This window comes from Pelosinus fermentans JBW45 (assembly GCF_000271665.2).
Taxonomy (GTDB): Bacteria; Bacillota; Negativicutes; order DSM-13327; family DSM-13327; genus Pelosinus; species Pelosinus baikalensis.
This window is the reverse complement of the sequence record NZ_CP010978.1, coordinates 823,673-849,388: the sequence shown is the minus strand read 5'-3', so window position 1 is coordinate 849,388 and position 25,716 is coordinate 823,673. Positions and strand designations below refer to the sequence as shown.

Here is a 25,716-nt window from a genome sequence, read left to right as displayed (position 1 = left end):
GGGGATTTTTAATCCTATCTATCTTTTCTCTGTGTTCTCTGCGCCTCTGTGGTTCGGTTATCTTTTTTCCACGCATTTTTCTATACCCTTTTTAAGGGGCTTTTCTTGATAATGACATTTCGCCATTCCCTCGTTACCCTAACTTCTCAATGGCGGCTAATAATTCAGCCGTTTTCTTTTCCATCAAAGAAGTATCGCCTCGGCTCTCCACATTCAGACGAATCAACGGTTCTGTATTGGACATCCGCAGATTAAACCGCCAGTCATCATAGTCTACACTTAATCCATCTGTATAATCAACAGCAGCTCCTGGGGCTACAAACTGCTTTTCTATTTCTGCTACCACCATCTGGGCATCCTTGACTCGACGATTAATCTCCCCGCTTACAGGGAATTTTTCCATACGAGCTCCAACCAATTGGGACAAAGATCTACCTGATACGCTTATATTTTCCGCTACTAATAGCCACGGTATCATACCGCTATCGCAATATGCAAAATCTCTAAAATAATGATGCGCTGACATCTCCCCACCATATATCGCATCTTCCTGGCGCATGCGCTCTTTAATAAAGGCATGACCGGTTTTACACAATACAGGAATACCGCCAGCTTCCTTTACCAATTCAATCGTATTCCAGGTTAAACGCGGATCATGGATAATTTTCGCCCCGGCATAACGCCTTAAAAAGGCTTCTGCTAAACATCCAACAATGTAATATCCTTCAATAAATTTCCCCTGTTCATCAAATAAGAAGCAGCGGTCAAAATCACCATCCCAGGCAATCCCAAAATCAGCACCGCTTTCTCGCACAGCCTTGGCTGTTGCTTCCCGATTCTCAACTAACAAGGGATTGGGAATTCCATGTGGGAATGTCCCATCTGGCTCATGGTATACTTTGATAAACTCAAAAGGCAATACCTTTTCTAATGCATCAAGAGCAGGTCCTGCGCAGCCATTGCCTGCATTCACTACAATTTTCAACGGTTTTAATACCGCTGCATCCACATAGGTAAGCAAATGCTGTACATACTCTTTCATAATATCATACTGCTCCACTGTGCCCTTGGCAATACCAGCACTCTTTTCCCGTGAAAAATCTCCAGTAACTACACGGTCCTCTAACTCTCGCAGTCCTGTATCACCACTAATCGGTCTGGATTCTTTACGTACCAGCTTGAGTCCATTATAATCCATAGGATTATGACTGGCTGTCACCATGATTCCCCCATCGACCCCTAAATGAGACGTGGCGAAATACACCATTTCCGTGCCGCATAAACCAATATCAATCACATGACAGCCCCGATCTGTAAAACCCTCTATCAAAGCCTTGGTCAAACTCTCGCTGGACAACCGCACATCCCGCCCCACTACCACTGTCTTTGCCTTAAACAGATCTACAAAAGCCCATCCAATCCGATAGGTTACTTCCTCATTGAGCTCATCAGGTACCCTGCCCCGAATATCATAGGCCTTAAAGGCATCTCTTTTTATAACAATATCCTGTGTCATTAGAAAACCCTCCTCTTCACATATTCAATTTTCATTTTATTCCCAAAGAAAGTAATATATGTTATACAACTTCGCCAAATCATGATTCTTATCCTGCTGCTATACACATGTCCATTGCAACTTCTCACACTTTTATGCTGCACTGTGTTCAACGATGAAACGAACGTGGAATTTGTGCTGCTACGAAGAATGGTCTATGTTGATATTCATGTCAACATAGACCATTCTTCAATAATACCATTCCCCTCCAACCTTCCCTTCACACACTATCAAACCGTACAATATCATCTTCCTCAAGATATTTCCCATTTTGGACTTCAATAATCTCCAGCGGAATTCGGCCTGGATTTTCTAACCGGTGCTTGGTCGACATGGGAATAAATACGCTTTCATTTTCATGAACCATCTTGACTTCCTCTCCCAGAGTTACCTGTGCAGTACCACTCGTAACGATCCAATGTTCACTGCGATGATAATGCATTTGCAGACTAAGTCCGTGACCAGGATTGATTCTAACTTGCTTCATCTTATATCCTGATCCCCCACCCAATACAGTCGTACTTCCCCAAGGTCGATACAACGTAGTATGTTCATCCACCTCACGCCGCCCTCGTTCTTTTAGCTCGCCTACCAGATTTTTAACCTTCTGTGACTCCCCCTTTTTTGCTACTACTATAACATCATCCGTTTCCACTACTAGCAAGTCCTCAAGTCCAATACCAGCAATCAAACGACTACGTCCTAACATTAGTGTATTCGTACAATCAATAGGGATGCAGTCTCCCTTGACGGCATTCCCCTCCTGATCCTTCTCTATCACGTCATAAATAGCATCCCATGAGCCAATGTCATTCCAATAAGCTAATAACGGGATCGTTACTACTTTATCAGACTTCTCAGCCACCGCATAATCAATCGAAATAGTAGGCATAACTTCAAATTGAGCTAAAGTATCTGCAAAACTGGTCGCTGATAATTGATAAATCTCCGGCTGATGCATTCGTAATTCTCTCATGATTTGCCCCATAGTAACGCCAAACATACCAGAATTCCAATAATAGGAACCCGCTGCCAAATACTTCTCAGCTGTCACCTCATCAGGCTTTTCTTTAAAAGAACGTACTGCAAAGCCACAGCCACAAACTTCACCAGCTTCAATATATCCATATCCAGTTTCAGGCTTATCAGGTTTAATGCCAAAAGTAACAATATGATTCCGTTTAGCCATTTCCTCCGCCTGCCCAACAGCCTGTATAAAAAGATCATTTTGACGGATAATATGATCCGAAGGTGTAACAAACATGACTTCCTCAACACCCGCACCTAATTTATCTATACAATAACTTGTTGCCAAAGCAATCGCAGGGGCCGTATTACGCCCTACAGGCTCTAATATAATATGTGCTTTTTCCATGCCACAAGCGGCTAACTCTGCCTTAACATAATGAAGATATTCCTGATTGGTCACAATCACCATATCCGACGCCTTTGCCACTGGCACAAACCGCATAACAGTCTGAGCTAATAGAGATTGCTCGTCGCCAATTTTCATAAATTGCTTAGGAAAACAAGTGCGGGACAGTGGAAATAGCCGTGTACCACCGCCACCTGCTAGAATTATTATTTTCAAGGTCATACCCCTTTTCTAATATCTCTATACGTTCGAGCTAAACCATCTGCAAGCAGCATCTCACACTGCCATCCAAGCTTTTCCCGTGCCGCTTGATTCGAAAGCGCTGATCGGTATATATCTCCTTCTCGTACTGGACAATATTGTTTATGCACTTCTCTGCCAGCAATCTGCCCCAATATTTTAATCAACTGATTTACACTAACCTCGGTCTGCGTACTAATATTGTATATACCATTCACATGATAAGTCATAAGTGCCCGATAATTCGCTGCCGCCACATCACCGGCATAGATAAAATCACGAGACTGATCACCATTACCATATACACTCAAAACTTCATTTTGATTAATTTTACGAGTGAAAATGCTAATAACTCCGCCTTCCCCTCCATCCCCCTGACGTTCGCCATATACATTGGCATACCGCAGGACTACATATTCCAGACCAAATATCTGCTGATACATTTGTAAATATTTTTCTACACTAAACTTGCTCAACCCATAAAAGGAAGTAGGTCTAGTTGCCGCACTTTCCACGATAGGTACATTATCTACATCACCATATACCGCTGCGGTAGATGAAAACACCACTCTTTTCACACCCGTTTTGCGGCATGCTTCCAATATATTAACAGTACCCAATAGATTAACCTGACAATCATAGTCAGGCTTATTTAGAGATACAGGTACCATAGTCTGGGCTGCCAAATGAATGACAGCGTCAAAACGTTCCTTCGTAAATACATCTAGCAGTTCTTCGCTGCAAATATCCATTTGGATAAACTTTACACCTGCAGGCACATGGCCTCTAATTCCGGTGCTTAAATTATCTATAACAACAACATGACATTCTTCCATTAACAACTTTTCTACTACATGAGAGCCAATAAATCCGGCTCCGCCAGTAACTAAAATCTTCATCAACTAACACTCCTTTTTACACAAGCCACAATCTATTTTATTGACTCATATTTTTCTCGGATATATTACTCCCCAGCCAACTGCAATAAATATTTCCCATATCCATTTTTCTTCATGACATCACCCAATGTAACTAAATCGCTACGCGAAATATACCCCATCCGATACGCTATCTCTTCAGGACAAGCAACCATTAACCCTTGTCGTTCCTGTATTGTCCCAATATAATTAGATGCTTGCAACAAAGAATCATGAGTACCAGTATCCAGCCAAGCGTACCCACGTCCCAAAGTTTCAACACGTAATGCATCCTGTTCTAAATACAACCGATTTAAATCAGTAATTTCTAATTCCCCTCTAGTAGATGGTTTCAAGGACTTAGCAAAATCCACTACTCTTTTGTCATAAAAATATAAACCTGTAACTGCATAGCTGGATTTCGGTCTTTCAGGCTTTTCTTCCAAACTTACAGCCCGACCATCTGTACCAAACTCAACTACCCCATAACGTTCAGGGTCCTTGACCCAATAAGCAAATATAGATGCACCCGAATCCTGCTGAGCAGCATGCTGTAATTTTTGACTAAATCCATACCCATAGAAGATGTTATCTCCTAAGATTAAAGCACAAGGGTCATTGTCAATGAACTTTTCCCCAATTAAAAACGCCTGAGCTAATCCGTCTGGACTAGGTTGGACAGCATAAGACAAATTAATCCCCCATTGCGTACCATCACCAAGTAAATGATAGAAAAATTCCTGTTCATGAGGCGTATTAATAATCAAAATATCTTTAATTCCAGCTAGCATAAGTGTACTTAGGGGATAATAAATCATGGGTTTATCATAAACTGCCACAAGTTGTTTGCTGATAGATTTTGTGATTGGGTATAAACGAGTGCCTGACCCACCAGCAAGAATAACTCCTTTGGTTATTGCCATGTCCTTTCCCCCTTATAATTTTTCACTGGTTAGCTGTTTTATTCGATTACTGCCATCAGTCACCCTCTGACACCATTCCCGGTTTCCCAAATACCACTCTATCGTTTTCATAATCCCTGTTTCAAAGGTTTCTACCGGTACCCATCCCAGTTCTTTCTGAATCTTAGATGCATCAATGGCATACCGCAAATCATGCCCCAGCCGATCTGTAACAAATGTAATTTGCTCACGATATGACTTTCCATCTGCACGAGGACTTTTATCATCAAGAATATCACATAAAGTATGTACAATACTTAAATTGGCTTTTTCATTATGTCCACCAATATTGTATCTTTCACCGGGTATCCCTTTTTCTAGCACAGTTAAAATTGCCCGACAATGATCTTTTACATACAACCAGTCCCGCACATTCTGTCCCGTGCCATACACTGGTAAAGGCTTACCCTCCAAAGCATTTAATATCATTAAAGGAATCAACTTCTCTGGAAATTGAAACGGTCCATAATTATTCGAACAATTAGTCATCAATACCGGCAATCCATAAGTATGGTGATAAGCTCTTACAAGATGATCTGAAGAAGCCTTAGATGCCGAATACGGCGAATTAGGGGCATAAGGTGTTTCTTCGGTAAAATATCCAGTTTCGCCCAATGTACCATATACCTCATCTGTTGAAACGTGTAAAAAACGGAAATGCAATTTCCTTTCTCTGGCCAAATCGCACCAATATGCTCTAGCTGCCTCCAGGAGAGAAAAAGTACCATTAATATTTGTATGAATAAACTCAGACGGACCGTCAATCGAACGATCAACATGGGACTCTGCTGCAAAATGCACAATAGCAATAGGCTGATAATCCGCCAATATTTCTTCAACTAACTTTTTATCGCAAATATCACCATGAATAAAGGTATAGTACGGGTCATTCTCAACGTCCCGTAATGAATCCAAATTTCCCGCATAGGTTAGCTTATCTAAGTTAATGATTTTTATAGCCTGCTTCTGTAAGACCTCATGAATGAAATTACTACCTATAAAACCGGCGCCACCTGTAACAAAAATGGTTTTCATGCTATTTTCCCTCTCTTATAATTTATTTACTGCTATTGGACTTCGACAACAGGTACATGTTCATACAATAATCTATTCTTTAAAAACACTAACCAGAGTCTTTGTTATATTAGACCACCTAAAATTTTCTTTGTAGTATGAATACGATTGAATTGCTAATTTTTTCTGGAGATTGTTATTTTCCAATAGTAATGTAATCTTTTCTGCAAGTTGCTCAGGATTATTTGGCTCAACAACATACCCGGTTTCCCCGCTTTGTACATATTCAGGTAAGCTCCCAACATTACTTACTATTACTGGACACGCATTATAGTAAGAAATTGCAGTCGTTCCAGATTGGGTTCCATCTTTGTATGGCAGTACACAAACATACGATTTTTTTAAAATATCATCAAACTCTTCATCGGAGATGATATAGTTCTTTATTTCTAGATATTTGGGGGGTATTTTCTCTATTAAATTGCTATACTTTTGTAAATCACCAGAACCTGCAATCAAAAATTTATAATTTATCCCCTTATCCTTCATCATGTGAAGAATAATACCTGCAGACTTAAGGAATACATCTATCCCTTTATAGTCTTCGATTCGTCCTAGTGTGGGAATATATATTTTCTCTTCAGTATGTTCCTCACTATTACTTCGTTCCTCTCTAAAGGTACCCAAAGGCATAACATGAATCTTGTTTTCCGAACATAAGTAATACTTCTTTATATTTTCCTTTAATTTTTTTCCGGCGACAATAATTTTATCACTAATCCAACACTGAAGTATTTGTGATATAAGTATGAAGATTCCATAACTTGTTCCACTATGTGGTAGCGGATCGTGTATCTGCGATACAATAGTGGCTCTAGAGCCAAATATTCGCGTTATTAATATCGCGATAGAGTTCAGAGGATGCGACGATACAAAGAATACTACAGTAGGCTTTTCATGAATTAGCAATTTTGCATAATTAAAATAATTTAGCACGTTTAAAGTATCTTTTAGCATTTGAACCGAATTACCACCTAATCCAATACCATATCCGTCTTTACATTTATCAGCAACTCTCTTCTCAATACATAGCTTTATTTCGATACGCTTCGCTTGCAAATTTTTAGCTATAATGTTGAGATAGGGTTCAATCCCCACGCTTAATTTAAAGCCAACTAATAAAACTTTCAATATAGTAATACTCCTTTTTAAAATTGCAATTGCTTATCAATACGTAATTAATTTGGCAATTGATTTGTTCTACCATTAATTAACGATTTATACGAAAGATAACATATAATTGCCTGAAACCAATTAATTTTCCAGTTAACCATTGGACCCCCTGTGCTGATGAACATAACTACTAAGGCCATAATTACAGGAAAATAATTACTTTTATTACGTTTCAGCCTTACTATTAACTTAGTAAGTGCATAGTACATAAACATTGCGAAGGGACCCCAAACTATATAGAGTGATACCACTGTGCTATGAGCAAATGTTGGGTAACCGGTTTCCTGCATTACATATTGCAGTGAATACGCACTATTATAGACACCGAATGGGTGTTGTTTTATAACTTCAAAGCCAGTAATAAGAGATAATAATCTCCCTTGAGCTGATTCGTCTTGATCTTGATAAAAATCCAACGAAAAAGTACTTAAGTTTCTTACCACCATTTCATTGTTAAGTAAGAGGTCTGCTGAACCTGCTATTGCAACAATAAGAACAGTAATAGAAAATATCACATACAGTATTGATTTGTATGTATATTTCTCTGTACGAGCACTACTAGCAAATAATATAGAGACTATTACAGCAATAATTAAGAGTCCAATCCGCGAACCAGTGAAGAAAATAGAAAGTATAAAAAACAGGCTTTTAAATACGCCTCGCTCTCTTTTAACGAACCATAAATAGATGATAAAAATCGTTAATAATAGTCCCGTTCCACCTACATCCATATTCTGTGCATTAAATCGATTGCTAATTTTTGTTAGATTAAATAGAATATTTATCCAAAGGCCTGCAAGATGAATATAAACACCATACTCCCATAATTGTTTCAAACTATCCATTCTAAACGTTTCAATAACTATAATTATTGCAACTATACTAATCGACTGTAGAATAATTAATTCACTAGAAAAATAATCCCCTATAACATATGCCTTCAGATAGTTAACAATTAACAACAAGCTCCAAAACACAATAACCTTTAAAGTTAAATATTTAATTTCGCGCAGTAGGCAAATTCTTACTATAAACCAAAATAAAATGGGGGCAAACAAATAACTAACTGCGAACTTAAACCAGTCGTAATAAATATATTGAGGAGTTGAATACTCGATTATACTTGTAATTTGAAATACTTCTTCTCTAAGGATAAATAAAAATAATAGGTAGAAACCTAAACACAACTCTGAAAAATTCCATCTTTTTAAGTCACCAACAATTGATAATAGCATATCTTATTGCGCCTTTCGTATAGATATATTGCTTAATAACCGTGAAACCAGAAACGCAGCATAACTCCTTATACTATACCCGGTAAGCCTAACGAGCTTAACAAGTTTCCTTGCAAAAGCTCCATATCTCATGTAGGCTAGCAAAAAGTGATTGAGGCTTTCCAACTCAAATCTAAGTTTTGTAGTACTCAAATCTGACAATCTTATATCATGACAGTGAACAAGCTCAACATTAGGAACATAATACGTCTTATACCCTAGCAGCTTTACCCTATACGAAAAAATGGTTTCCTCCCAGTACAAGAAAGTGTTCTCATCTAAGAATCCCGCCTGTTGCCAGACTTTTGTAGGACCAAGCATACAACAGCCATGTACTCGGAACACTTTAAACGGTCTCTTAATATATTTTTCAACAATATACCACACTGGATATAACAGCATTCTGACATAATCTTCGAAAAGCAGGTTTAGTAAATTAGGCTGGTTAAAATATGGCATAATTGTTCGTCCATTTTCCTTCACCACTCTGGGACCAATAATACCGGCATCTACTAGACCAACAGCTTGTTTAATCATATCCTTAATAGCATATTTGTCGGTAAAGTAAGTATCTGGATTTACTATTAGTAACCAGTCTACATCTCTCCCACATAAAATCCTAAGACCTAAATTATTACCTTTTGCATAACCATCATTCTCAGTGTTTATAATAATATCAATATTCTGATGTGAAAATGCTTGAGTGATAATTTCATAAGAAGAATTAGGAGAGTTATTGTCCACTACGACGATCTCTAATTCAACTCCACTTTGAGCACAAAGATAATTCACACATTGAATTGTGTCGGTATAATTAATATAGTTCAAAACTACTACTCCCACTTTATCCAACGTTTTCCCCCCTTATTCTAGCAGTCAAATTTCCCAATCTTATACATATAAATTGCCTTAATTGCCGAAAGCTGATTTTTTATCCCTCTTATGGTAAAAAAGTCCCGCGGTCGGATGTTGCTGCATTGTTGACTAAAAGAACTTTCAAAATTCACGTTGCTATTTAGTAGTCTTAGGAGCAGCAGACAATAACTTGCTTTTGCATTCTTAGCAATGAGATTAGACTGACATTCAGTAACAAAACCATACTTCACTTCATCTAAATGCAGCTGTCCAGAAGTATTGAACCTTTTTAAGATACTTTCACCATTCTGAGTTCTACATACTATAAGTGAGGTTCCCTTTACAGAATTATCATTGCTCTGTTTCAGTTTCCAAGCATCCCCGACAACAATATCGGCATGCCCAGCCATCCCATTTGTGCAGCACATACATCGAAAAGGCATATTCCTTGATAACCCTAAATGTTTTCCCCAAGATTGGCTATACTCTAATCGAACTTCTCTGTTCCCATCCGAAATTGCTGTCTTCCCAGGCCATCCATTCTCCCGATACCTAATACTACATTTATTTACGTCATCAAATCCGTGGGATTTAAGTAACTCTACTGTGGCCTTTGCATATGGGGTATGATGACACATTAATCCAACCTTTGCATGAATTGACTTAGATAACCAAGGGTGAACTTTCTGTAACCTGCTTAAGGAATCTAAATCACATCCCTTTCCAACAAATACATATCGCTTTGAAGGCGATAACTTTTTAAGTACAGCACAACTAGATACCGGATAGTATATTGTTGATGAACAACCTTTTATTTGCTCAACGTCTTCCACTAAAACAGCGTTTATTTGCTCTAACTGATTTCCATGAGTTGCAATAACAGCTCCTTCAATTTCACCGCTAGACATCAAGCTAGTTAGTATCTGAGTTATTACACCACCTGAAGCAGCTTTTTCTCTTAGCTCACTATTATCAGAATACCCCATGTAATACTTTTCTTCACAATCTAATTGCTTAAAAGACATGCTGCGTTCACAATTAATATTTATGCCTGAACATACTTGCAAACACAGACCACAAGAAGTGCATTTACGTTCATCAATAGATGGGTAATTATTAAGACCGTCATTTTTCATGATAATAGCTTCAGCTGGACAAACTGAAAAACAGACACCACAGCCATGGCACAGCCTGGTCTTATTTACTTTACTCACATTATTGCTCAACAACTGTATAATTCCTTTCAATATTATTTTTTATCAAACTTTGCTTAATGACCGCTGAGTTGCTTATTTTCGAAAGAATCTTTGATACAACTGAATCAATGTTACTTGGTTGCAAATTATCAATATCCATAACATAATCTGATTGTTCAAACATTCTAAAAGTACCTTCAAATTTGTAGCTATAAGCAAGTCCAATGGTCGGTACAGACAACGAAAGTGCCGCAATGCATGAATGCATTCGCGAACCACAAAAGAACTCCGTCTGAGAAATTATATATTTTAATTCTTGCGCATCATAGTTTTTATCTAGATATGAGAGTTTTGAATGTCCAATCGTCTTTGCTAAATCTTTAATTGCTACTAAATCATCTTCCCAAATCGGTTGGCCGGCATCATATGTGTGTGGAATTAACAAAACATTATGATCAGATTCTAAAAGACTACATATTATTTTATATAATAACTCTTTATAGGTATCAAATTTTCCTTTAATTTCTCCATAACCGTTGAAGTAAAGTAAACCGTTAACATTGATTCCTATAGTACCAGCTGGCACCGTTATACCAACCCGCTTTGGCTCCATGAATACAGCCATATCAATGTGGGTTTTATAATTTAGTCCAGCCCCCCTTAAATACTCTACCCCTTTTTCATCTCTAACATATATTTGTGGAACTCTCTTTAAAATCCAGCGCGAGAGAAACTTTCCTAATAAAGAACTAAAAGGTCCTATTGTCTGTGGTAAAAAAACCTGCCTCTTTTTAGGGAGTATTGCCAAAAGTGAATTCCCAAAACAAATTAAAAACCTTTTTAACCCATATATGTCACTAAAACTATCGCCTTCATTAACGTTAAAAATATATTCAGCATTGACGATAAGCTTCGATATTTTATTCTGCGGCCTAGACGTTGCAAGTTCCCAAAGCGACCTTATGAAGGTCCTTTTAGAAACATAGTAGCAAACTATATCTTTTGTTGATCCGTTGAGTAATACTTCTATTTTTGAAATACTATCTTCTTTACCAAGTCGAATAATAGCCACATTTGTTATTCCAGTGATATGTTCAATGAAGCTAAGTGATCCTATCGCTAGAGCGTTAACTCCTCGATTTGCGGATTCTAAGCTTACTCCTAATAATACGGCGGTATGTTTATTCATTCGAAACTCCTTATCTCATTTTCATGAGTTAATTTACATAGACTTGGTGTTGCTTTTTGCAATTCATCTTTAGTCAAAAGCCACCATAAGCTCTTCTCAATGCGATCTATCACAATCGGCGTAAATCTATATCTAATATGCCTTGCTGGATTACCTGCAACCACTTCATAGGGCTTAACATCACGGGTTACAACTGTTCCAGCTCCAATTACAGCTCCATTGCCTATCCTACTTACCGAAGGCAAAATAATTGCATTTGCGCCTATCCATACGTCGTGTCCGATAATCAACTTAGTACGAGGTATTTGTTCCTCATTGACAAAGCCTATTTGGGGATTATAAAAAATAGGATGCTGAGAAAAAAATGCCAAAGGGTGGTTTCCATTAAACACGTATACATTCGGCGCAATAGAACAGTAGTTACCAAATACGGTTCCGCCAGCAATCTTTGTTGTGTCAAAGGCGCCACCGTATGTACCATAACCAACATCAATACCATGGTACAGTTTGAATATGTTGCGAATAGTCCCAGACCAAAACCATCCACCTTCAAATTTTGCTATAAACAACAAAAATATCCTTCGAAATGGTCGATAAAATAGTACCCTATATATCATCAAAATGAAGCTTTGCATTCCAAGTCACCTACTTATCCTTCTAAATTTTAGTGGAGACAAATGCTGAAAAACACCAAATAACCTCCATACTAATACAATCCCATGTGAAATAAGAGTAATAATAATAATATTCATGGGATCAATATGGGAATATATAACTATCACCCCCACAAAATAAGCCCCAGTTCCCAACATATTACTTTTAGAAAAATATTCAGGATAACCAAATGCAACAAGATACGGAGTTCCAATTATTGCTGAAGGAAATACTATAATCCACTCTAAAACAAAAACCCGTAATAGATCCGCACTATACTCAAATCCTTTTCCGAAGAGTATTTCTACTAATAAATTACTATAAAAATAAACAGATACAGTTGATAAGATACCAGCCAAACTTGTAACACATATAATTTTATTAAGTAATGATAGATTTTGAGTACGCACCATATAGGGATATAAACTATTTACAACCGGCTGCAATAATCCCTCTAATGCCCGAATGCATTTTTCAGCTGCACTATAGTATCCTATTACACGATTCGTTGTGAAAAAACCTAATAATACAGAGTTCATTACAGTATAAGACGAAAGCGATAATTGAGATAAAAAAAAATGAAAACCCTCCTTAATTTGAATTCGAATTCTACTTATACTAGGTACTACTATTTGTAAATTAAATACCTTGATTGCAACAATAAGTGAAAGTGCTTCCGCTATTATAAGACTTGCAGAATTAATAATTGGTACTAGCAAAAAATCGTCAACATTCTTCACAAGTATAAATACAGCTACCGCATATCCAAACTGAAAAACAGCAGCTATTATCGCGTAATAGCGTATTTTTTCAAACCCCTGAAACAGCCAGCCAACGGATAAGGCACGAGAAACTACTACTCCATAGCATGACAATACAAGTAACGTATTCTCTTCTTGCAACCTTGGGATCGTAGCTAAACACACTAATAAGATACATAATCCGACTATTGTTAATGCTACTTTAATGACCATTATTGAACTAAATACTTCTGATACCTTTTTAAGGTTGTCCCTGTTGATTGATATATCTCTCGGTCCAGTAAAGTTAAATCCATAGTCGGATAGTAACGAGAAATAGATCATGATAGCCTGGGCAAAAGCAATTGCACCAAAAATATCCGCTCCGAGGACTCTAATCAGGTAGGGAATTGTCGCCATAGGTATGATATAGCGTAAAGCTTGTATTACCGAAAATGAAATAGTATTGTCTAGCAAATTACGAATATCTTTGGAAACCTTCATACATCACAACCTTTTTCGTTATCCTAATTGATCTATCTCATACCTGGACAGATCAGCATGGCTGCTTTTAACCCCTTCGGTACTACTTTTAGTCACCAGCACCTTTACGGTCTGCAGCATTATAACCAAATCCGTCAGCACATTGCATTTTTGTATATAAATCAAATCATAAATCAGCTTATTATACGGCGTCGTATTATACTTGCCATACACCTGGGCCAAGCCTGTAATTCCTGGTTTGACATTGTGGCGGTATATATATTCAGGTATTTCTGCCTTGAATTGTTCCACAAAAAACGGCCGTTCCGGGCGAGGCCCCACAATACTCATATCGCCCAGCAGTACATTAAAGAGCTGAGGCAGCTCATCAATGCGGGTAGCACGCAAGAATTTCCCCAATCTTGTAATCCGCGGATCATTTTCTCCTGCTAGCACGGGGCCAGTAGTGCTTTCCGCATCTGCACGCATGCTGCGAAACTTATAAACTCTAAATTCCTGTTCATCAAGTCCTGTCCGCACTTGGCTGTATAATATGGGTCCTGGACTATCCAATTTTACCGCAATAGCCACTAGCATCAGTAAGGGCCATAGAAAGAATAGAACCGCTCCCGACACTGCTATATCAAGAATTCGTTTTAAAGTACGCTGCTCTAATGCCGGCTTTAGATAGCAGGGATGAAATACAGGGATATCGTCAATCTTATCCAGTTCTGCGCCGCTGCAAAAGATTTCGTACATGTTGGGGATTAGAAAAACCTGTTTGCCATTGGTATGGCAATAATGCACGATTTCGGCCTTATCTTTCAAACTCAATTCAGCACAAACGATCATTAAGTCAATGTCTTCATTTACATTTTTCCAAGTCTCACTCTCACAATCCGTACAAACATAACGCACATGATAGTTTAGCTGTGGCTGAAATTGCAGGCGGGCAATGACCTTTACACACTCCATTGGATTGCCAATCAGCAGCGTGTTTTTACGTGTGCCTAAAGCCCGCTCTGCCTGCCAAAAGATATATTTCCAAGCTGCCAGCATTGTAAACTGCAGCATCATTGTAATAAACAATACACTGCGCGAATAACCGAACTCTTTTAAGAAAAAACTGATAGCCATCATAACAACCATTAAATTAAACAGTGCCACTCCCAGGCTTAGTAACAGTTCGCTGAACTTTTTCCGGGATAGTGAAAAGAGCCCGTTTATATTGAACAAAATACCTGCAGTAACAATCATGACCGGAGTCATATTGTAATACATAGGAAAATCCATTTGCGCGGTACGATCATAAAAGACTATAAAAACTGCCAAATAAGTTGCCAATACCAGTAGTCCCATATCGCCAATTAATAATATTAACTTTCCCAGCATAGGAAATCGACTTTGCACAAAATCACCTCAGTTTAAATTTATTATATTTATCCAGATATCTATTTCGCTATTTTAGTAGTATCACTACCATAATAATAGTAGTAATGACCATACTCTTCCTCAATTTCCACACGATTCAAAATGACTCCTAACAGATGTCCGTTAGCTTTTATCAGCAAATCCTTTGCCTTTTGAGCCATTTCGGGGCGAACCGTACCGGAATTGATAACTAAGGCAATACCATCAACCTTTGAAGCCAGTACACAGGCATCTGTAACAGCAATTACCGGCGGTGCGTCAATCATTAAATAATCTGCCTGTTCTTTGAGAGAATTGAATAAGCCCTGCATTTTTCTAGACCCCAGTAATTCTGAGGGATTAGGCGGGATCGGCCCACTGGTCAATATTCTGAGATTTTCTACCTGTGTCTCCTGGATCAAATCTTCAGCACAAATTTCCTCGACTAAAAAATTCGTAATGCCGCGATTTTTCTTATCAAATATTTTATGCAGGACCGGTTTCCGAAGATCGCAGTCCATTATAATAACTCTCTTGCCAGACTGAGCCAAGGCCACTGCTGTATTTGCCAGGGTAGTTGATTTCCCCTCACCCGGTCCAGAGCTGGTAAACAGGATCGTTTGTAGTTGACCATCTGTTTTAGAAAATTGAATATTTGTTCTTAAGGTACGGTATGCCTCAGCAATTGGAGATTTGGCTTGTTCGTGTACAATAAGCTTGTATTTATCAATACCCATCATTGTTCTCCCTTTTTGGTCTTAGCCATTACCAGCTGTTTTATGTTCGCCCACATACCATGATTCACTGCCAATTTCGATTCGCTGTCAAAGTGAGGAATGCTCCCTAACACAGGAAGAGTAAGATAATCCCTAACATCCTCAACACTTTTCACCGTTCTATTCATATATTCTGACATGAAAGCTAGTCCTAAACCGATAAATAAGCCAAGTGCGGCGGCGATAATCACATTGAAGGTCTTTTTCGGACTAATCGGTTTAATCGGTATGGCAGCCACGTCAATGACCTGTACATCGGTAGGCTGCATGACTTCGCTGATCCGAGCTTCTTCATGGCGTTTTGCTAACATGACATATATTTCTTGCGCGACTGCAGCATCACGCATCACTCGCACCAGTCCCTGTTCCTTGGCAGGCAGCTTATTCAATTCTTTTTCACTGTCTGCTACTATTTTGTTAATGGCTTCCTTTTGTGCGCTGCCAGCAGCAATGTCGGCTTCTGCTTCAATCTTTCCTTGTAACAGTCCCAAGTGTATAGGATTGATGGAGGGAGATTCTGCATTCAGCACACTGGCTGATTCCATATTTAGTTTAGCCTTCGTCTCCATAATGGCAGCACGGGTAGACATTATCTGAGGATGCTTTTCTGTAAAATTCTGAGACAATGTTACCAACTGGACTTCTAAATCAGCTAACTTGCCTTTATATTGCTGAATAAGCGGACTATCAGCTATAAACCCTGGTTTTTCCTCTGCCAACTCTTTATTCGCACTACTAACTTTAGCCTGTGCAGATGCCAATGCTACCGCGTTTTCTGCTGATAGCTTGCTAATAGCGGAAAGTCTTTCCACGATAGCTTTCGTTTCTTCTGTCGGGGCTGCAATATTCTCATCCGTTTTATATTTTTCCAATCGGTTTTCTGCCTTTTCCAGTTCCTTTTTTGATTCCACCATTCGCTCGCCAATAAATTTACGTACTTCCGACTGTTCAGAACGTACCAGCAAGGTCATTCTTTCCGTAAATGTATCAACTAGTGTATTAGCAACAAGCTGTGCTTCTTCTGCTGATTTTGCCGTTACTTTTATTTTTAATAATTCACTATCTTTTACAGGTACAGTCATAATTCGTTTAAGCATTTCTTCATAATCAGGTACTTCTTCTTTATCAGCCTGAGTCTTATTAATAACTGCTTCTACCACCGTTCGGCTTTTTAAAATTTCAGCGTAGGTGATCATTAACTGCTTGGTGTTGCTACTACTCCCCATTGGTAGATCAGCCAGTAGGGAATCAGCCAGCCCTTTGGGCTGCTTTACACGCAAAGTCGTTTCAGCTTCATAGGTAGGGGGAATGAGAAAACTCACTACCACTGTAGCTATAACCATCACTGCAAATACATTTCTAATTAAAATGCGGCGTTTTTTAATAGTTCTTAGGACTTCCTTTAGATCGATTGTTTCTTCCACTCTTTTCCCTCCAAGAAGATTATTAACAAAGTAATCGTTACATATGTCCTATATAATAGCTACCCATGGCAAATGGGAGAATATCAGTAGTAAAATTGATCCTACCATTATTAGAAAGATATACTACATCTCCGTCACCTAGTGCATAATTTTGTGTCATATCTCCTTTTTCCCATATGTTCATCAAATTTACCTTTACCGGAGTACTTGTCTGATCTTTACGAATGATATAGACTTTTTTCTTGGCTGCATTTCGGGTATAACTTCCTGCTGCACCAAGAGCATCAAGTAAATTATGCTGTTTCTCCAGTTCATACATCCCCGGTTTAACTACCTCACCCAGTACATAGACCCGGATTGTGCGAAATTTAATAATATTCACGGTTACTTTAGGATCATTGATATAATGGCTGAGACCTTCCGTGAGTAGTTCTGTCAATTGACCTGTAGAAGTTCCCAGCGCGTCAATTTCCCCAACAATAGGAAAAGCAACTTTTCCATCAGGTCTGATTGCAAGTTCTTTGACCTGTAAGTCTTCATAGCCCCATACTCCAAAAGTAAGAATGTCACCTGGACCAAGGCGATATTCTTCTGCCCAAACAACATGCATAGCCATACTTACTACAAATACAGTTACAACAACAATATGAATAACATACTTCACTAAAAAACCTCCTACGTGCCGTTTTATCAAAAATTCATCTGTATAACTACAATAATCATAATATTCTGTTCAAGTACCAAGAAAGGTAAAAAGACCTCTTTAGAGGTCTCCAATCTCACCTTCTACAATTTGCTTTTTTGGCACCTCTTAGCAAAATCGCAATAGTATTCTAATGTTTTGATTAATTCACAACTCTGTTCATGAGTAATAGCATCTAAATGAGTGGTTCCAATGACTTCTCTGGTAATGTCGTTAAGCTGAGCAGGATGATAGCCAGCAGCTATGATTAGCTGCTCTAACTCTGCAATTCGTACTAACTGTTTATTCACAATATCATCCTCCATGACACTTCATATAAACTATATGTCCGTATAATATCCATTTTATTCTTATTAAGGTAAAATATTACTATTTATAAATCATCCTTTCATAATTTAAAAATTCACTACCTTATCAATATATGTAGCATCTTAGAATTAGTTTCCTAGTATTAAATACTTTTCATCATATATTTTTCCAAATTTGTAATTTGGTTGAATTTCCAGTTTTAGGATACTATAAAGATATGACAAAAATATGACGATCTGTTAAGATTTAACAAATCGTCATATTTCTGGGATTCAATATTCTTTTGATTGCACCTGGAATTCTCATTCCATCCCAAACTCTAATATAATAAAGGAATCAAATACACGAAGTCGTTTGACTTATGTGTTTATCTGCACTATAATTAAGGAAATTTCTTATAAAGAGGTGTTACTATGATCAGAACTACAATCAATGATTTAATTAAATGGAAAAACAGTTCCCATCGAAAACCGCTTATTATAAAGGGTGCAAGACAGGTTGGCAAGACTTGGCTGATGCGTGAATTTGGCAGAACACATTATGAGAAATGTGCATATATCAATTTTGATAATAACGAAAGAATGGAAAGCCTTTTTAAAGGCGACATTGATATAAAAAGAATCATTACCGCCCTGCAAATTGAAACAGGCATCACGATTGAAGCGAAAAATACACTGATCATATTTGATGAAGTTCAAGAAGTTCCGCGAGCATTAACCTCTCTTAAATATTTTTGTGAAAACGCACCTGATTATCATATCATTGCTGCTGGAAGCTTACTTGGGGTTGCACTGCACCCAGGTACCTCATTTCCAGTAGGCAAGGTAGATTTTATGACTTTATATCCACTTAATTTTCTAGAGTTTCTGACTGCAACAAATCATGAAAACCTTGTGGATCTTTTGAAATCAAATGATTTTGAGATGATAACGAGCTTTAAAGGAAAATATATTGATCTGTTAAAACAGTATTATTATATTGGTGGAATGCCTGAGGTAGTTTCTAGCTTTATTGTAAATAACGATTTTACCGCTGCCCGGGAGATCCAAAAAAAAATACTATTGGCGTATGAACAAGATTTCTCAAAGCACGCACCCAACGAAACAGTGCCACGTATTAGAATGTTATGGACTTCGATTCCCTCACAACTTGCAAAAGAAAATCGCAAATTTATCTATGGACTTATCAGACAAGGAGCAAGAGCAAGAGAATATGAACTTGCTATGACATGGCTGATTGATTGTGGGTTAATCTATAAAGTTGGTCGTGTATCCAAACCCGATATGCCACTAATGGCGTATCAAGATTTTAATGCATTTAAGTTATTTGTACTTGATGTTGGCTTGCTTTCGGCTATGAGCGACCTGAACCTAAAATCAATACTGGAAAATACTAAGATCTTTGAGGAATTTAAGGGCGCATTAACAGAGCAATACGTTCTACAGCAATTAATAACAAACAGTGAGATAAAACCCTATTACTGGTCAGCAGAAAAATCTACAGGTGAAATCGATTTTATATTCCAACATGGCAATGAAATTGTCCCTCTTGAAGTAAAGGCCGCAGAGAATTTACAGGCCAAAAGTCTCAAAAACTACTGTCTGAAATATAATCCTAAAAATGCAATTAGAACATCAATGTCTGATTATCGAAAAGAAGATTGGCTTACAAATGTACCATTGTATGCGATTAATGCATTAAGTGCAATTTTAAACTCTGAGGAATAACTTTCTCTGGGTATACTGGCTTACCTATATGTAATTTTAGCGTTAACGATTTCATCAGAATATTATCAATAATATTTACAGAACCATTAATATGTGATATAAATAACTTATAATTGTGAAATAAAGAACATTCACTCACGCAAGTAAAATATTGGGGAGGATGAACATGATGAAAGGTTTTGCAATGTTAAGTATCAATAAAGTAGGCTGGATCGAAAAAGAAAAACCACTAATAGGTCCTTACGATGCAATGGTACGACCGTTAGCGATTTCTCCCTGCTCCTCGGATATCCATACAGTTTTTGAAGGAGCAATCGGTGACAGACACGACATGATTCTTGGTCATGAAGCTGTCGGTGAAATTGTGGAAATAGGAGATAAGGTTAACGATTTTAAACCGGGTGATCGCGTAATCGTCCCAGCCATTACTCCAGATTGGCGCTCACTTGAAGCGCAAGCAGGATTTCACCAGCACTCTAATGGAATGCTGGCAGGCTGGAAATTTTCGAACTTTAAAGATGGTGTTTTCGGTGAATTCTTCCATGTCAATGATGCGGATATGAATTTGGCGATTATGCCGAAAGAGATTCCCCTACCTAGTGCCGTTATGATCACGGATATGATGACAACGGGATTCCACGGCGTTGAACTAGCGGATATTCAATTTGGTTCCAGCGTCGCAGTCATTGGCATTGGCCCAGTTGGTCTAATGGGAGTAGCTGGTGCAAAATTGCGTGGTGCAGGCAGGATTATCGGTGTCGGCAGTCGGTCTGTATGTGTAGAAGCAGCCCAATTCTACGGAGCAACGGATATTGTCAATTACAAAAATGGCGATATCGTAGAGCAAATCATGGAACTGACCCAAAACAAAGGAGTTGACCGAGTCATCTTGGCTGGAGGCGGTATCGAAATCTTGGGGCAAGCAATTTCCATTGTTAAACCCGGCGGCGTCGTTGCCAATGTAAACTATCATGGCAGCGGTGAAAGTCTCCCCGTACCTCGCCTAGCCTGGGGCTGTGGAATGGCTCACAAGACCATCAAAGGCGGACTCTGCCCTGGCGGTCGCTATAGAATGGAAATGCTGGTCAACCTTGTGCAGCATAACCGTGTCGATTTAAGCAGACTAATCACCCACGTTTTTACAGGATTTAATCATATTGAAGAAGCCCTATTCCTTATGAAAGATAAACCAAAGGATTTGATTAAACCCGTTGTTTTAATAGAATAATCGAATACATAAAATGATGAACGTCAAAATCTAACTACAAACGATTCCGATAAAAACAAGGGGAAAAAGTCACAATGACTTCTTCCCCTTGTTTCATCAGTTCTTCAGTCCTTCTCTTCATTCCCCTCTAGCATTTAGTATTAATAAATGCATTGAAAATAGACCGTCATTTCCATTTAATTGTAAATTAAATTTTATCTATAACTTGCTGTTTGAACGTTTCAACATCTTTTAATTTTTCCTGTAAAATCATATATACCACATTTGCATCTACATCAATATATTGATGAGCTATCATATTACGAAATGCTACCATTTTAATATAGATAGCAGCCTGCAGCTTTGTCCAATATCCATGATCCGACAAAATTCGAAAACCATCGGATAGCACATCAATTTCCCCTAACTCTTCATCAGCTACGATATGATTTACAATATCAATCATACAATTGATAATGATGAAGAGGTTATATTCTACTACATCTCTGGCAACTGGATGACTGATAAATTCATCATAATTCATTGAAGTATAAACCTGTATTTTTCGTAGTGACTTTTCAATTTGATATAATTTTCGCTCTAAAACGTCCCGTTTAACCATTCTTGTTCCCTCTCAATAAATGCTGCCTAGAATAGCGCGCCCAATATCTCACATCATTGTATTCTTTAACAACCCGCAAGGAGTATTCTGCTTCAAACAATGCATTGCGCGATAAAAGTATCTTTTTTTGCATATTGGCTGTATGTTTAATCAATGGCTTAGCATTATTTAGCACCACTAAATCAATTTCTTTGTTCACCAGCTCCATAAGATCTGCCTTTAATTGCAAATACCAATCCATATCTGTCAATACCGTATGATCCTCAACATAAACAGCAATGTCCATATCACTGAAACGAGTAGTAAAACCAGTAGCATAAGAACCGAACAACCAAGCAAACATAATATCCTGGCGCTCCGCAAAGAAATCTCTTAACTTTTGAATCAAATCCATTTCAAGCTTTTTCTTTGTCATGATTTACTCCCTCATTATTCTCAATGGTAATAATAATCTTGCGAACTTCCTCAGGCAGCCGCTTTGCGCTTTCATAAACCCGATTCGCTTAGGTGAAAAACGAGTTCTTCCTTTTTTGTTTCCATATTTCCACCCCACCTTTCATAGCAATTTTGATAAATTCTGGTGAAAGAACCGCAAAATCGACCAAATCTACTCGCGCAGGAATAGGAAACTCTTCTAACGTTTCCTTTAACTCTGCCAAAATATACACAGATAATCCATCCTCTGCATAATATCCTACATCATAATCAGACTTTTCATGCACCATTCCTGTCGCCCGAGATCCGAATAAAAAGATATCAGCATCAGTATTAATAAAAGCATTGAGAATAGTCCTCTTAATTGCTTCCTGCTCATGGTAAACGGTGAAACCATCTTCATCCAATACTCGATAACCAAGCTTTTTCCAGGGACGCCATTCTTGTCGACGCAATACTGGATGAGAAGTAGACAGACGTATGTATGGAACAATCATGTGTCTTACCCGTCCTTTCCATAATATATGCCATTGTGATTAGTGTAGCATAACATAATTACAGTGTCAAAAGAACCCTAGATGCCTACTTATCTAAGTGATAAATAGGCATCTTATCGACAACCAACAAATTTTCTTATCTTTTATTCAACATAATTTGTAAAATCTGCTCATCCATTTGGGCCATTCCTTGGCAGGCCAGTACTCCCAAATTGGCAATGGATCGATCGACATCCTCTGCCACAATTCCGTCATTCCCTGTAACCCGAATTCCCTCAAGAGCCAGCAATACTGCCTTATACCCAGACATAACAGAAGTAGACACCTTCATTGCGCAGCTATTGGACGCACCGTCACAGATAAGCCCCGCCAAATCGCCAATCATGTTAGAAATCGCCATACTGACCACCCGAAAGTCCTCTTTCAGCAGCCAAGCCATTCCTGCAGCAGCTCCCATAGAAGCCGTCGTAACGGCGCACAATGCCGATAACTTGGGGAGCTTATCATGGATATAGATGGCCATCATGTGCGACAGCATTAACGCCCTAATGAGCGATTCTTCATTCGCTTTTACATATTCAGCAACCACTACGACAGGCATGGTTGCCGCTATTCCCTGATTGCCAGAACCGGAATTGGTCATCGCCGGCAATACTGCCCCTCCCATTCTTGCGTCAGATGCGGCGGTCGTACGCATCAAAACTTGAGTTAATAGACCATCTGCTAAGAATCCTTGCTGCCTCTGGCGATCCATCGTAGCACCAATCTGTAATCCATAATGTCCATTCATGCCTTCTCGGGATAAAGAAGTATTCAAGTCAGCAGCTTCATGGATAAAACGGATCATTTCTAAAGGCACTCCCATGGCAAAATCAAAAACATCCCGAGCCTTAATACCAGCTATGGTGGATTTATCTTCCATTGCATTTGCTATATAATCCTCAAACTCCATTTCAAATATTACTTTGCCATTTTCCTCAATGCGTGCCACTTGAGTATGAGTATCGGCAATCGCAACGGTTACCCACTCTTCTCCATGCATTACTTTTGCTTCCGAATACAAAATATGGGGTACATCAGCAACCATAACCTCAACCCGCCCCTGAGCAACCATTTGCTGTGCTTTTCTGACCTGCTCAGGAGTGAGATTCTTCAGAACTTCTAGCTTCCCCCACGGATCACCGCCAATCGCACCTACAGCAGCGGCAATAAAGAGTCCTGTCATACCTGTTCCCGGTACGGTGACTCCCATACCATTTTTCATCAAGTTGGCTGAGACCTTAGCTTCAATTTTTTCAACGGGCTTATCTAACCTCTGCGCTGCGATAGCTGCAGCCAGCGCTAAGGAAACGGGCTCAGTACACCCCAATGCAGGTACTACCTCTCTTTTTACAACCTTGATCATTTCCAGCCATAAAGGATTCACCATTTTAGAATCTATCTTCTTCATATCAAATTCTCCTCATTTTATTAATCCTCAAAGAGATACGAGTATTACGCAAAGGCTAAAAATGGAGATATACAAAGTAAAATACCCGTCGCAATAATTATTTTTAGTGAAATTCCTTTATATTGCTGAAGAAATGGTACTTGATATACCAGATACGCTGGAATTAAACAGCCTACCAAACCAAATATCGGACTGCAAATGGATGTAAAACTTAAGACGGGTGCATTCAGCACAATCGCTCCCCAAGACAGCAATACGGTAAAACCCATAATACCGTAGCCGACAAGCGTCTTATGAATGTGCTCCTCTGGGACTATACGCCGCAGCACATTCATGACCAAACCTTGGCACGCTTCTCTAAATCCCAGATATACGCCAAAATAGGCTGTCATTACGGCAAAAATATTCAAAATCAAACTAAAAATCTTCACCATTTGCTGATTGCTGGTACCGCTCCCCTGTGCCACCATCGCCAAAGCCGAGATATTTTGCTGAGAAGCATGGACAGCCTGCTCATGACCCATCGCTAAGGTAAAGGATACGGCATAAAAGAACACGGTAACAAATAAAACTCCAAAAGCAATATTCATGGCACGCATTGCTTTATACCTTGCTACTTCAATGGACTTCTCATGAGATCGGTAGGAAATCACCATCGGACTCAAACTCTGAATAAATAATATGGATGTTAACGTAAAGGGAAGCATAACCACTGCATCCTTTAGTAAAGTCCCTAATGATGGAATGGAACCGACATTTGCCAAATCCCAGCGACTCACCATAGCCAGTCCAAGAAAAGCTACCACAAACAGCTTTGTCAGTACCATCCCCGTAGAAATTTTAAACAATACCTTCTCCCCTCGCGAAGCTAACGCCACCAAACAGCAAATTAAAAACAAACCATAAAAAGGGTTGGTCGACAGCAAAGATTCTGTCAAACCAAAGGATTGTATAAAAGAAGCACTATCATTCGTAATAGCAGTGGAATATACGAATACCCAAATCACCAGCATGACAAAATATAACGCCCCTAAAAACATCCCCCAATTCTTTCCCAGATACCCTGCAATCACACTAGGATAATCTTTGCATTCAGGCGAAGCGGCTAACGTATTAATAAATAGCTTTTGAAACAAATACATGGCAGGATAGCCAATAACAGAAGAAAGTAAAAACACCCATAGCCCCATTAGCCCAACCTGTACAGGCAGAAATACAATTCCTGCACCAATGGCCATGCCAATGCTCATGATAATCCAGCCCCAATCCGTAGCATCAAATCGAATGGCCGCTTTCCACTCTGCATCCGTCATAGCAGCTCGTCCTACCGAAGCATTTTCTACCTCGTATTTCTTAGCAAGTGACCCCATTTAGCGTACCTCCTATGTTTTATCGTTCTCTTATTAAACCATTTATCTAAATATTGCGATTACTTATGATATAACAATAACCTACCTGAAACTGTAACA

The 25,716-nt window shown here is 38.7% G+C and carries 24 protein-coding genes; 2 read left to right on the top strand and 22 right to left on the bottom strand.

All coding sequences use genetic code 11. The annotated features are described in order from the left end of the window. Window positions 1–133: 133 nt before the first annotated feature. The 17 genes from JBW_RS03480 to JBW_RS03400 form a co-directional block, all read right to left on the bottom strand. Window positions 134–1,516 carry a phosphomannomutase/phosphoglucomutase gene (locus JBW_RS03480; protein ID WP_007959122.1) on the bottom strand — a complete coding sequence of 461 codons (1,383 nt, stop codon included), beginning with the start codon at window positions 1,514–1,516 and terminating at the stop codon, window positions 134–136. 259 nt (window positions 1,517–1,775) lie between these two features. Then, on the bottom strand, window positions 1,776–3,146 hold the full coding sequence (locus tag JBW_RS03475) for a mannose-1-phosphate guanylyltransferase/mannose-6-phosphate isomerase (RefSeq protein WP_036681572.1): 1,371 nt from the start codon (window positions 3,144–3,146) through the stop codon (window positions 1,776–1,778). A gap of 2 nt (window positions 3,147–3,148) precedes the next feature. Continuing rightward, window positions 3,149–4,069 (bottom strand): NAD-dependent epimerase/dehydratase family protein, encoded by a 921-nt coding sequence (locus JBW_RS03470; RefSeq protein ID WP_007959120.1) that lies wholly within the window; start codon window positions 4,067–4,069, stop codon window positions 3,149–3,151. A gap of 65 nt (window positions 4,070–4,134) precedes the next feature. Continuing rightward, entirely contained in the window at window positions 4,135–5,010 is an 876-nt protein-coding gene (rfbA, locus tag JBW_RS03465) for a glucose-1-phosphate thymidylyltransferase RfbA (protein ID WP_007959119.1), read from the bottom strand. 12 nt (window positions 5,011–5,022) lie between these two features. Then, window positions 5,023–6,084 (bottom strand): dTDP-glucose 4,6-dehydratase, encoded by a 1,062-nt coding sequence (gene rfbB / locus JBW_RS03460; protein ID WP_007959118.1) that lies wholly within the window; start codon window positions 6,082–6,084, stop codon window positions 5,023–5,025. A gap of 72 nt (window positions 6,085–6,156) precedes the next feature. Further along, window positions 6,157–7,254, bottom strand: a complete 1,098-nt coding sequence (locus tag JBW_RS03455) for a glycosyltransferase family 4 protein (protein ID WP_007959117.1) — start codon at window positions 7,252–7,254, stop codon at window positions 6,157–6,159. 47 nt (window positions 7,255–7,301) lie between these two features. Continuing rightward, the gene (locus JBW_RS03450; protein ID WP_007959116.1) at window positions 7,302–8,531 is read right to left on the bottom strand and encodes an O-antigen ligase family protein; all 1,230 of its coding nucleotides are present in this window, start codon (window positions 8,529–8,531) and stop codon (window positions 7,302–7,304) included. A 3-nt stretch (window positions 8,532–8,534) separates the two neighbouring features. Continuing rightward, a complete protein-coding gene (locus tag JBW_RS03445) occupies window positions 8,535–9,413 on the bottom strand; it encodes a glycosyltransferase family 2 protein (RefSeq protein ID WP_235334212.1) in 879 nt (292 codons plus the stop codon). Window positions 9,414–9,439: 26 nt separating this feature from the next. Continuing rightward, complete coding sequence (locus JBW_RS03440) at window positions 9,440–10,639, bottom strand: Coenzyme F420 hydrogenase/dehydrogenase, beta subunit C-terminal domain (protein WP_144408423.1); 1,200 nt, start codon at window positions 10,637–10,639, stop codon at window positions 9,440–9,442. Between the two features lies 1 nt (window position 10,640). Further along, window positions 10,641–11,810, bottom strand: coding sequence for a polysaccharide pyruvyl transferase family protein (locus tag JBW_RS03435; RefSeq protein ID WP_007959113.1), 1,170 nt, complete (start codon window positions 11,808–11,810; stop codon window positions 10,641–10,643). Then, the gene (locus tag JBW_RS26105) at window positions 11,807–12,445 is read right to left on the bottom strand and encodes a CatB-related O-acetyltransferase (RefSeq protein ID WP_007959111.1); all 639 of its coding nucleotides are present in this window, start codon (window positions 12,443–12,445) and stop codon (window positions 11,807–11,809) included. Before JBW_RS26105 ends, JBW_RS03435 begins: the two co-directional genes overlap by 4 nt. A gap of 6 nt (window positions 12,446–12,451) precedes the next feature. Next, window positions 12,452–13,708, bottom strand: a complete 1,257-nt coding sequence (locus JBW_RS03425; protein ID WP_007959110.1) for an oligosaccharide flippase family protein — start codon at window positions 13,706–13,708, stop codon at window positions 12,452–12,454. Window positions 13,709–13,726: 18 nt separating this feature from the next. Then, complete coding sequence (locus JBW_RS03420) at window positions 13,727–15,097, bottom strand: sugar transferase (RefSeq protein ID WP_007959109.1); 1,371 nt, start codon at window positions 15,095–15,097, stop codon at window positions 13,727–13,729. Between the two features lie 41 nt (window positions 15,098–15,138). Next, a complete protein-coding gene (locus tag JBW_RS03415; protein ID WP_144408422.1) occupies window positions 15,139–15,837 on the bottom strand; it encodes a CpsD/CapB family tyrosine-protein kinase in 699 nt (232 codons plus the stop codon). Further along, entirely contained in the window at window positions 15,834–17,297 is a 1,464-nt protein-coding gene (locus JBW_RS03410) for a GumC family protein (RefSeq protein ID WP_007959107.1), read from the bottom strand. Before JBW_RS03410 ends, JBW_RS03415 begins: the two co-directional genes overlap by 4 nt. A 37-nt stretch (window positions 17,298–17,334) precedes the next feature. Continuing rightward, a complete protein-coding gene (locus JBW_RS03405) occupies window positions 17,335–17,961 on the bottom strand; it encodes a polysaccharide biosynthesis/export family protein (RefSeq protein WP_007959105.1) in 627 nt (208 codons plus the stop codon). 122 nt (window positions 17,962–18,083) lie between these two features. After that, the gene (locus tag JBW_RS03400; protein ID WP_007959104.1) at window positions 18,084–18,290 is read right to left on the bottom strand and encodes a hypothetical protein; all 207 of its coding nucleotides are present in this window, start codon (window positions 18,288–18,290) and stop codon (window positions 18,084–18,086) included. Between the two features lie 432 nt (window positions 18,291–18,722). Here JBW_RS03400 and JBW_RS03395 point away from each other — a divergent pair, with 432 nt between their 5' ends. Next, window positions 18,723–20,036 carry an ATP-binding protein gene (locus JBW_RS03395; RefSeq protein WP_007959103.1) on the top strand — a complete coding sequence of 438 codons (1,314 nt, stop codon included), beginning with the start codon at window positions 18,723–18,725 and terminating at the stop codon, window positions 20,034–20,036. 169 nt (window positions 20,037–20,205) lie between these two features. Beyond that, window positions 20,206–21,264, top strand: a complete 1,059-nt coding sequence (locus JBW_RS03390; RefSeq protein ID WP_036681640.1) for an NAD(P)-dependent alcohol dehydrogenase — start codon at window positions 20,206–20,208, stop codon at window positions 21,262–21,264. Between the two features lie 187 nt (window positions 21,265–21,451). On the opposite strand, the gene hepT is transcribed toward JBW_RS03390, so the two are convergent. The 5 genes from hepT to JBW_RS03365 form a co-directional block, all read right to left on the bottom strand. Next, on the bottom strand, window positions 21,452–21,865 hold the full coding sequence (gene hepT, locus JBW_RS03385; RefSeq protein ID WP_007959101.1) for a type VII toxin-antitoxin system HepT family RNase toxin: 414 nt from the start codon (window positions 21,863–21,865) through the stop codon (window positions 21,452–21,454). Continuing rightward, on the bottom strand, window positions 21,858–22,280 hold the full coding sequence (mntA, locus tag JBW_RS03380) for a type VII toxin-antitoxin system MntA family adenylyltransferase antitoxin (protein ID WP_007959100.1): 423 nt from the start codon (window positions 22,278–22,280) through the stop codon (window positions 21,858–21,860). Before mntA ends, hepT begins: the two co-directional genes overlap by 8 nt. Window positions 22,281–22,368: 88 nt before the next feature. Beyond that, window positions 22,369–22,797 (bottom strand): nucleotidyltransferase domain-containing protein, encoded by a 429-nt coding sequence (locus JBW_RS03375; protein WP_007959099.1) that lies wholly within the window; start codon window positions 22,795–22,797, stop codon window positions 22,369–22,371. A gap of 136 nt (window positions 22,798–22,933) precedes the next feature. Continuing rightward, window positions 22,934–24,247, bottom strand: a complete 1,314-nt coding sequence (locus tag JBW_RS03370; protein ID WP_007959098.1) for a serine dehydratase subunit alpha family protein — start codon at window positions 24,245–24,247, stop codon at window positions 22,934–22,936. 44 nt (window positions 24,248–24,291) lie between these two features. Then, on the bottom strand, window positions 24,292–25,617 hold the full coding sequence (locus JBW_RS03365; RefSeq protein WP_007959096.1) for an amino acid permease: 1,326 nt from the start codon (window positions 25,615–25,617) through the stop codon (window positions 24,292–24,294). Window positions 25,618–25,716: the final 99 nt, after the last annotated feature.

Bases quoted from the DNA above. Each gene is read 5' to 3' on its own strand.
- JBW_RS03470 (WP_007959120.1), bottom strand. From the start codon at position 4,069: ATGAAGATTTTAGTTACTGGCGGAGCCGGATTTATTGGCTCTCATGTA.
- JBW_RS03390 (WP_036681640.1), top strand. From the start codon at position 20,206: ATGAAAGGTTTTGCAATGTTAAGTATCAATAAAGTAGGCTGGATCGAA.
- JBW_RS03370 (WP_007959098.1), bottom strand. From the start codon at position 24,247: ATGAAGAAGATAGATTCTAAAATGGTGAATCCTTTATGGCTGGAAATG.
- mntA (WP_007959100.1), bottom strand. From the start codon at position 22,280: ATGACAAAGAAAAAGCTTGAAATGGATTTGATTCAAAAGTTAAGAGAT.
- rfbA (WP_007959119.1), bottom strand. From the start codon at position 5,010: ATGGCAATAACCAAAGGAGTTATTCTTGCTGGTGGGTCAGGCACTCGT.
- JBW_RS03425 (WP_007959110.1), bottom strand. From the start codon at position 13,708: ATGAAGGTTTCCAAAGATATTCGTAATTTGCTAGACAATACTATTTCA.
- JBW_RS03450 (WP_007959116.1), bottom strand. From the start codon at position 8,531: ATGCTATTATCAATTGTTGGTGACTTAAAAAGATGGAATTTTTCAGAG.
- JBW_RS03415 (WP_144408422.1), bottom strand. From the start codon at position 15,837: ATGATGGGTATTGATAAATACAAGCTTATTGTACACGAACAAGCCAAA.
- JBW_RS03375 (WP_007959099.1), bottom strand. From the start codon at position 22,797: ATGATTGTTCCATACATACGTCTGTCTACTTCTCATCCAGTATTGCGT.
- hepT (WP_007959101.1), bottom strand. From the start codon at position 21,865: ATGGTTAAACGGGACGTTTTAGAGCGAAAATTATATCAAATTGAAAAG.
- JBW_RS03480 (WP_007959122.1), bottom strand. From the start codon at position 1,516: ATGACACAGGATATTGTTATAAAAAGAGATGCCTTTAAGGCCTATGAT.
- JBW_RS03365 (WP_007959096.1), bottom strand. From the start codon at position 25,617: ATGGGGTCACTTGCTAAGAAATACGAGGTAGAAAATGCTTCGGTAGGA.
- JBW_RS26105 (WP_007959111.1), bottom strand. From the start codon at position 12,445: ATGCAAAGCTTCATTTTGATGATATATAGGGTACTATTTTATCGACCA.
- rfbB (WP_007959118.1), bottom strand. From the start codon at position 6,084: ATGAAAACCATTTTTGTTACAGGTGGCGCCGGTTTTATAGGTAGTAAT.
- JBW_RS03395 (WP_007959103.1), top strand. From the start codon at position 18,723: ATGATCAGAACTACAATCAATGATTTAATTAAATGGAAAAACAGTTCC.
- JBW_RS03435 (WP_007959113.1), bottom strand. From the start codon at position 11,810: ATGAATAAACATACCGCCGTATTATTAGGAGTAAGCTTAGAATCCGCA.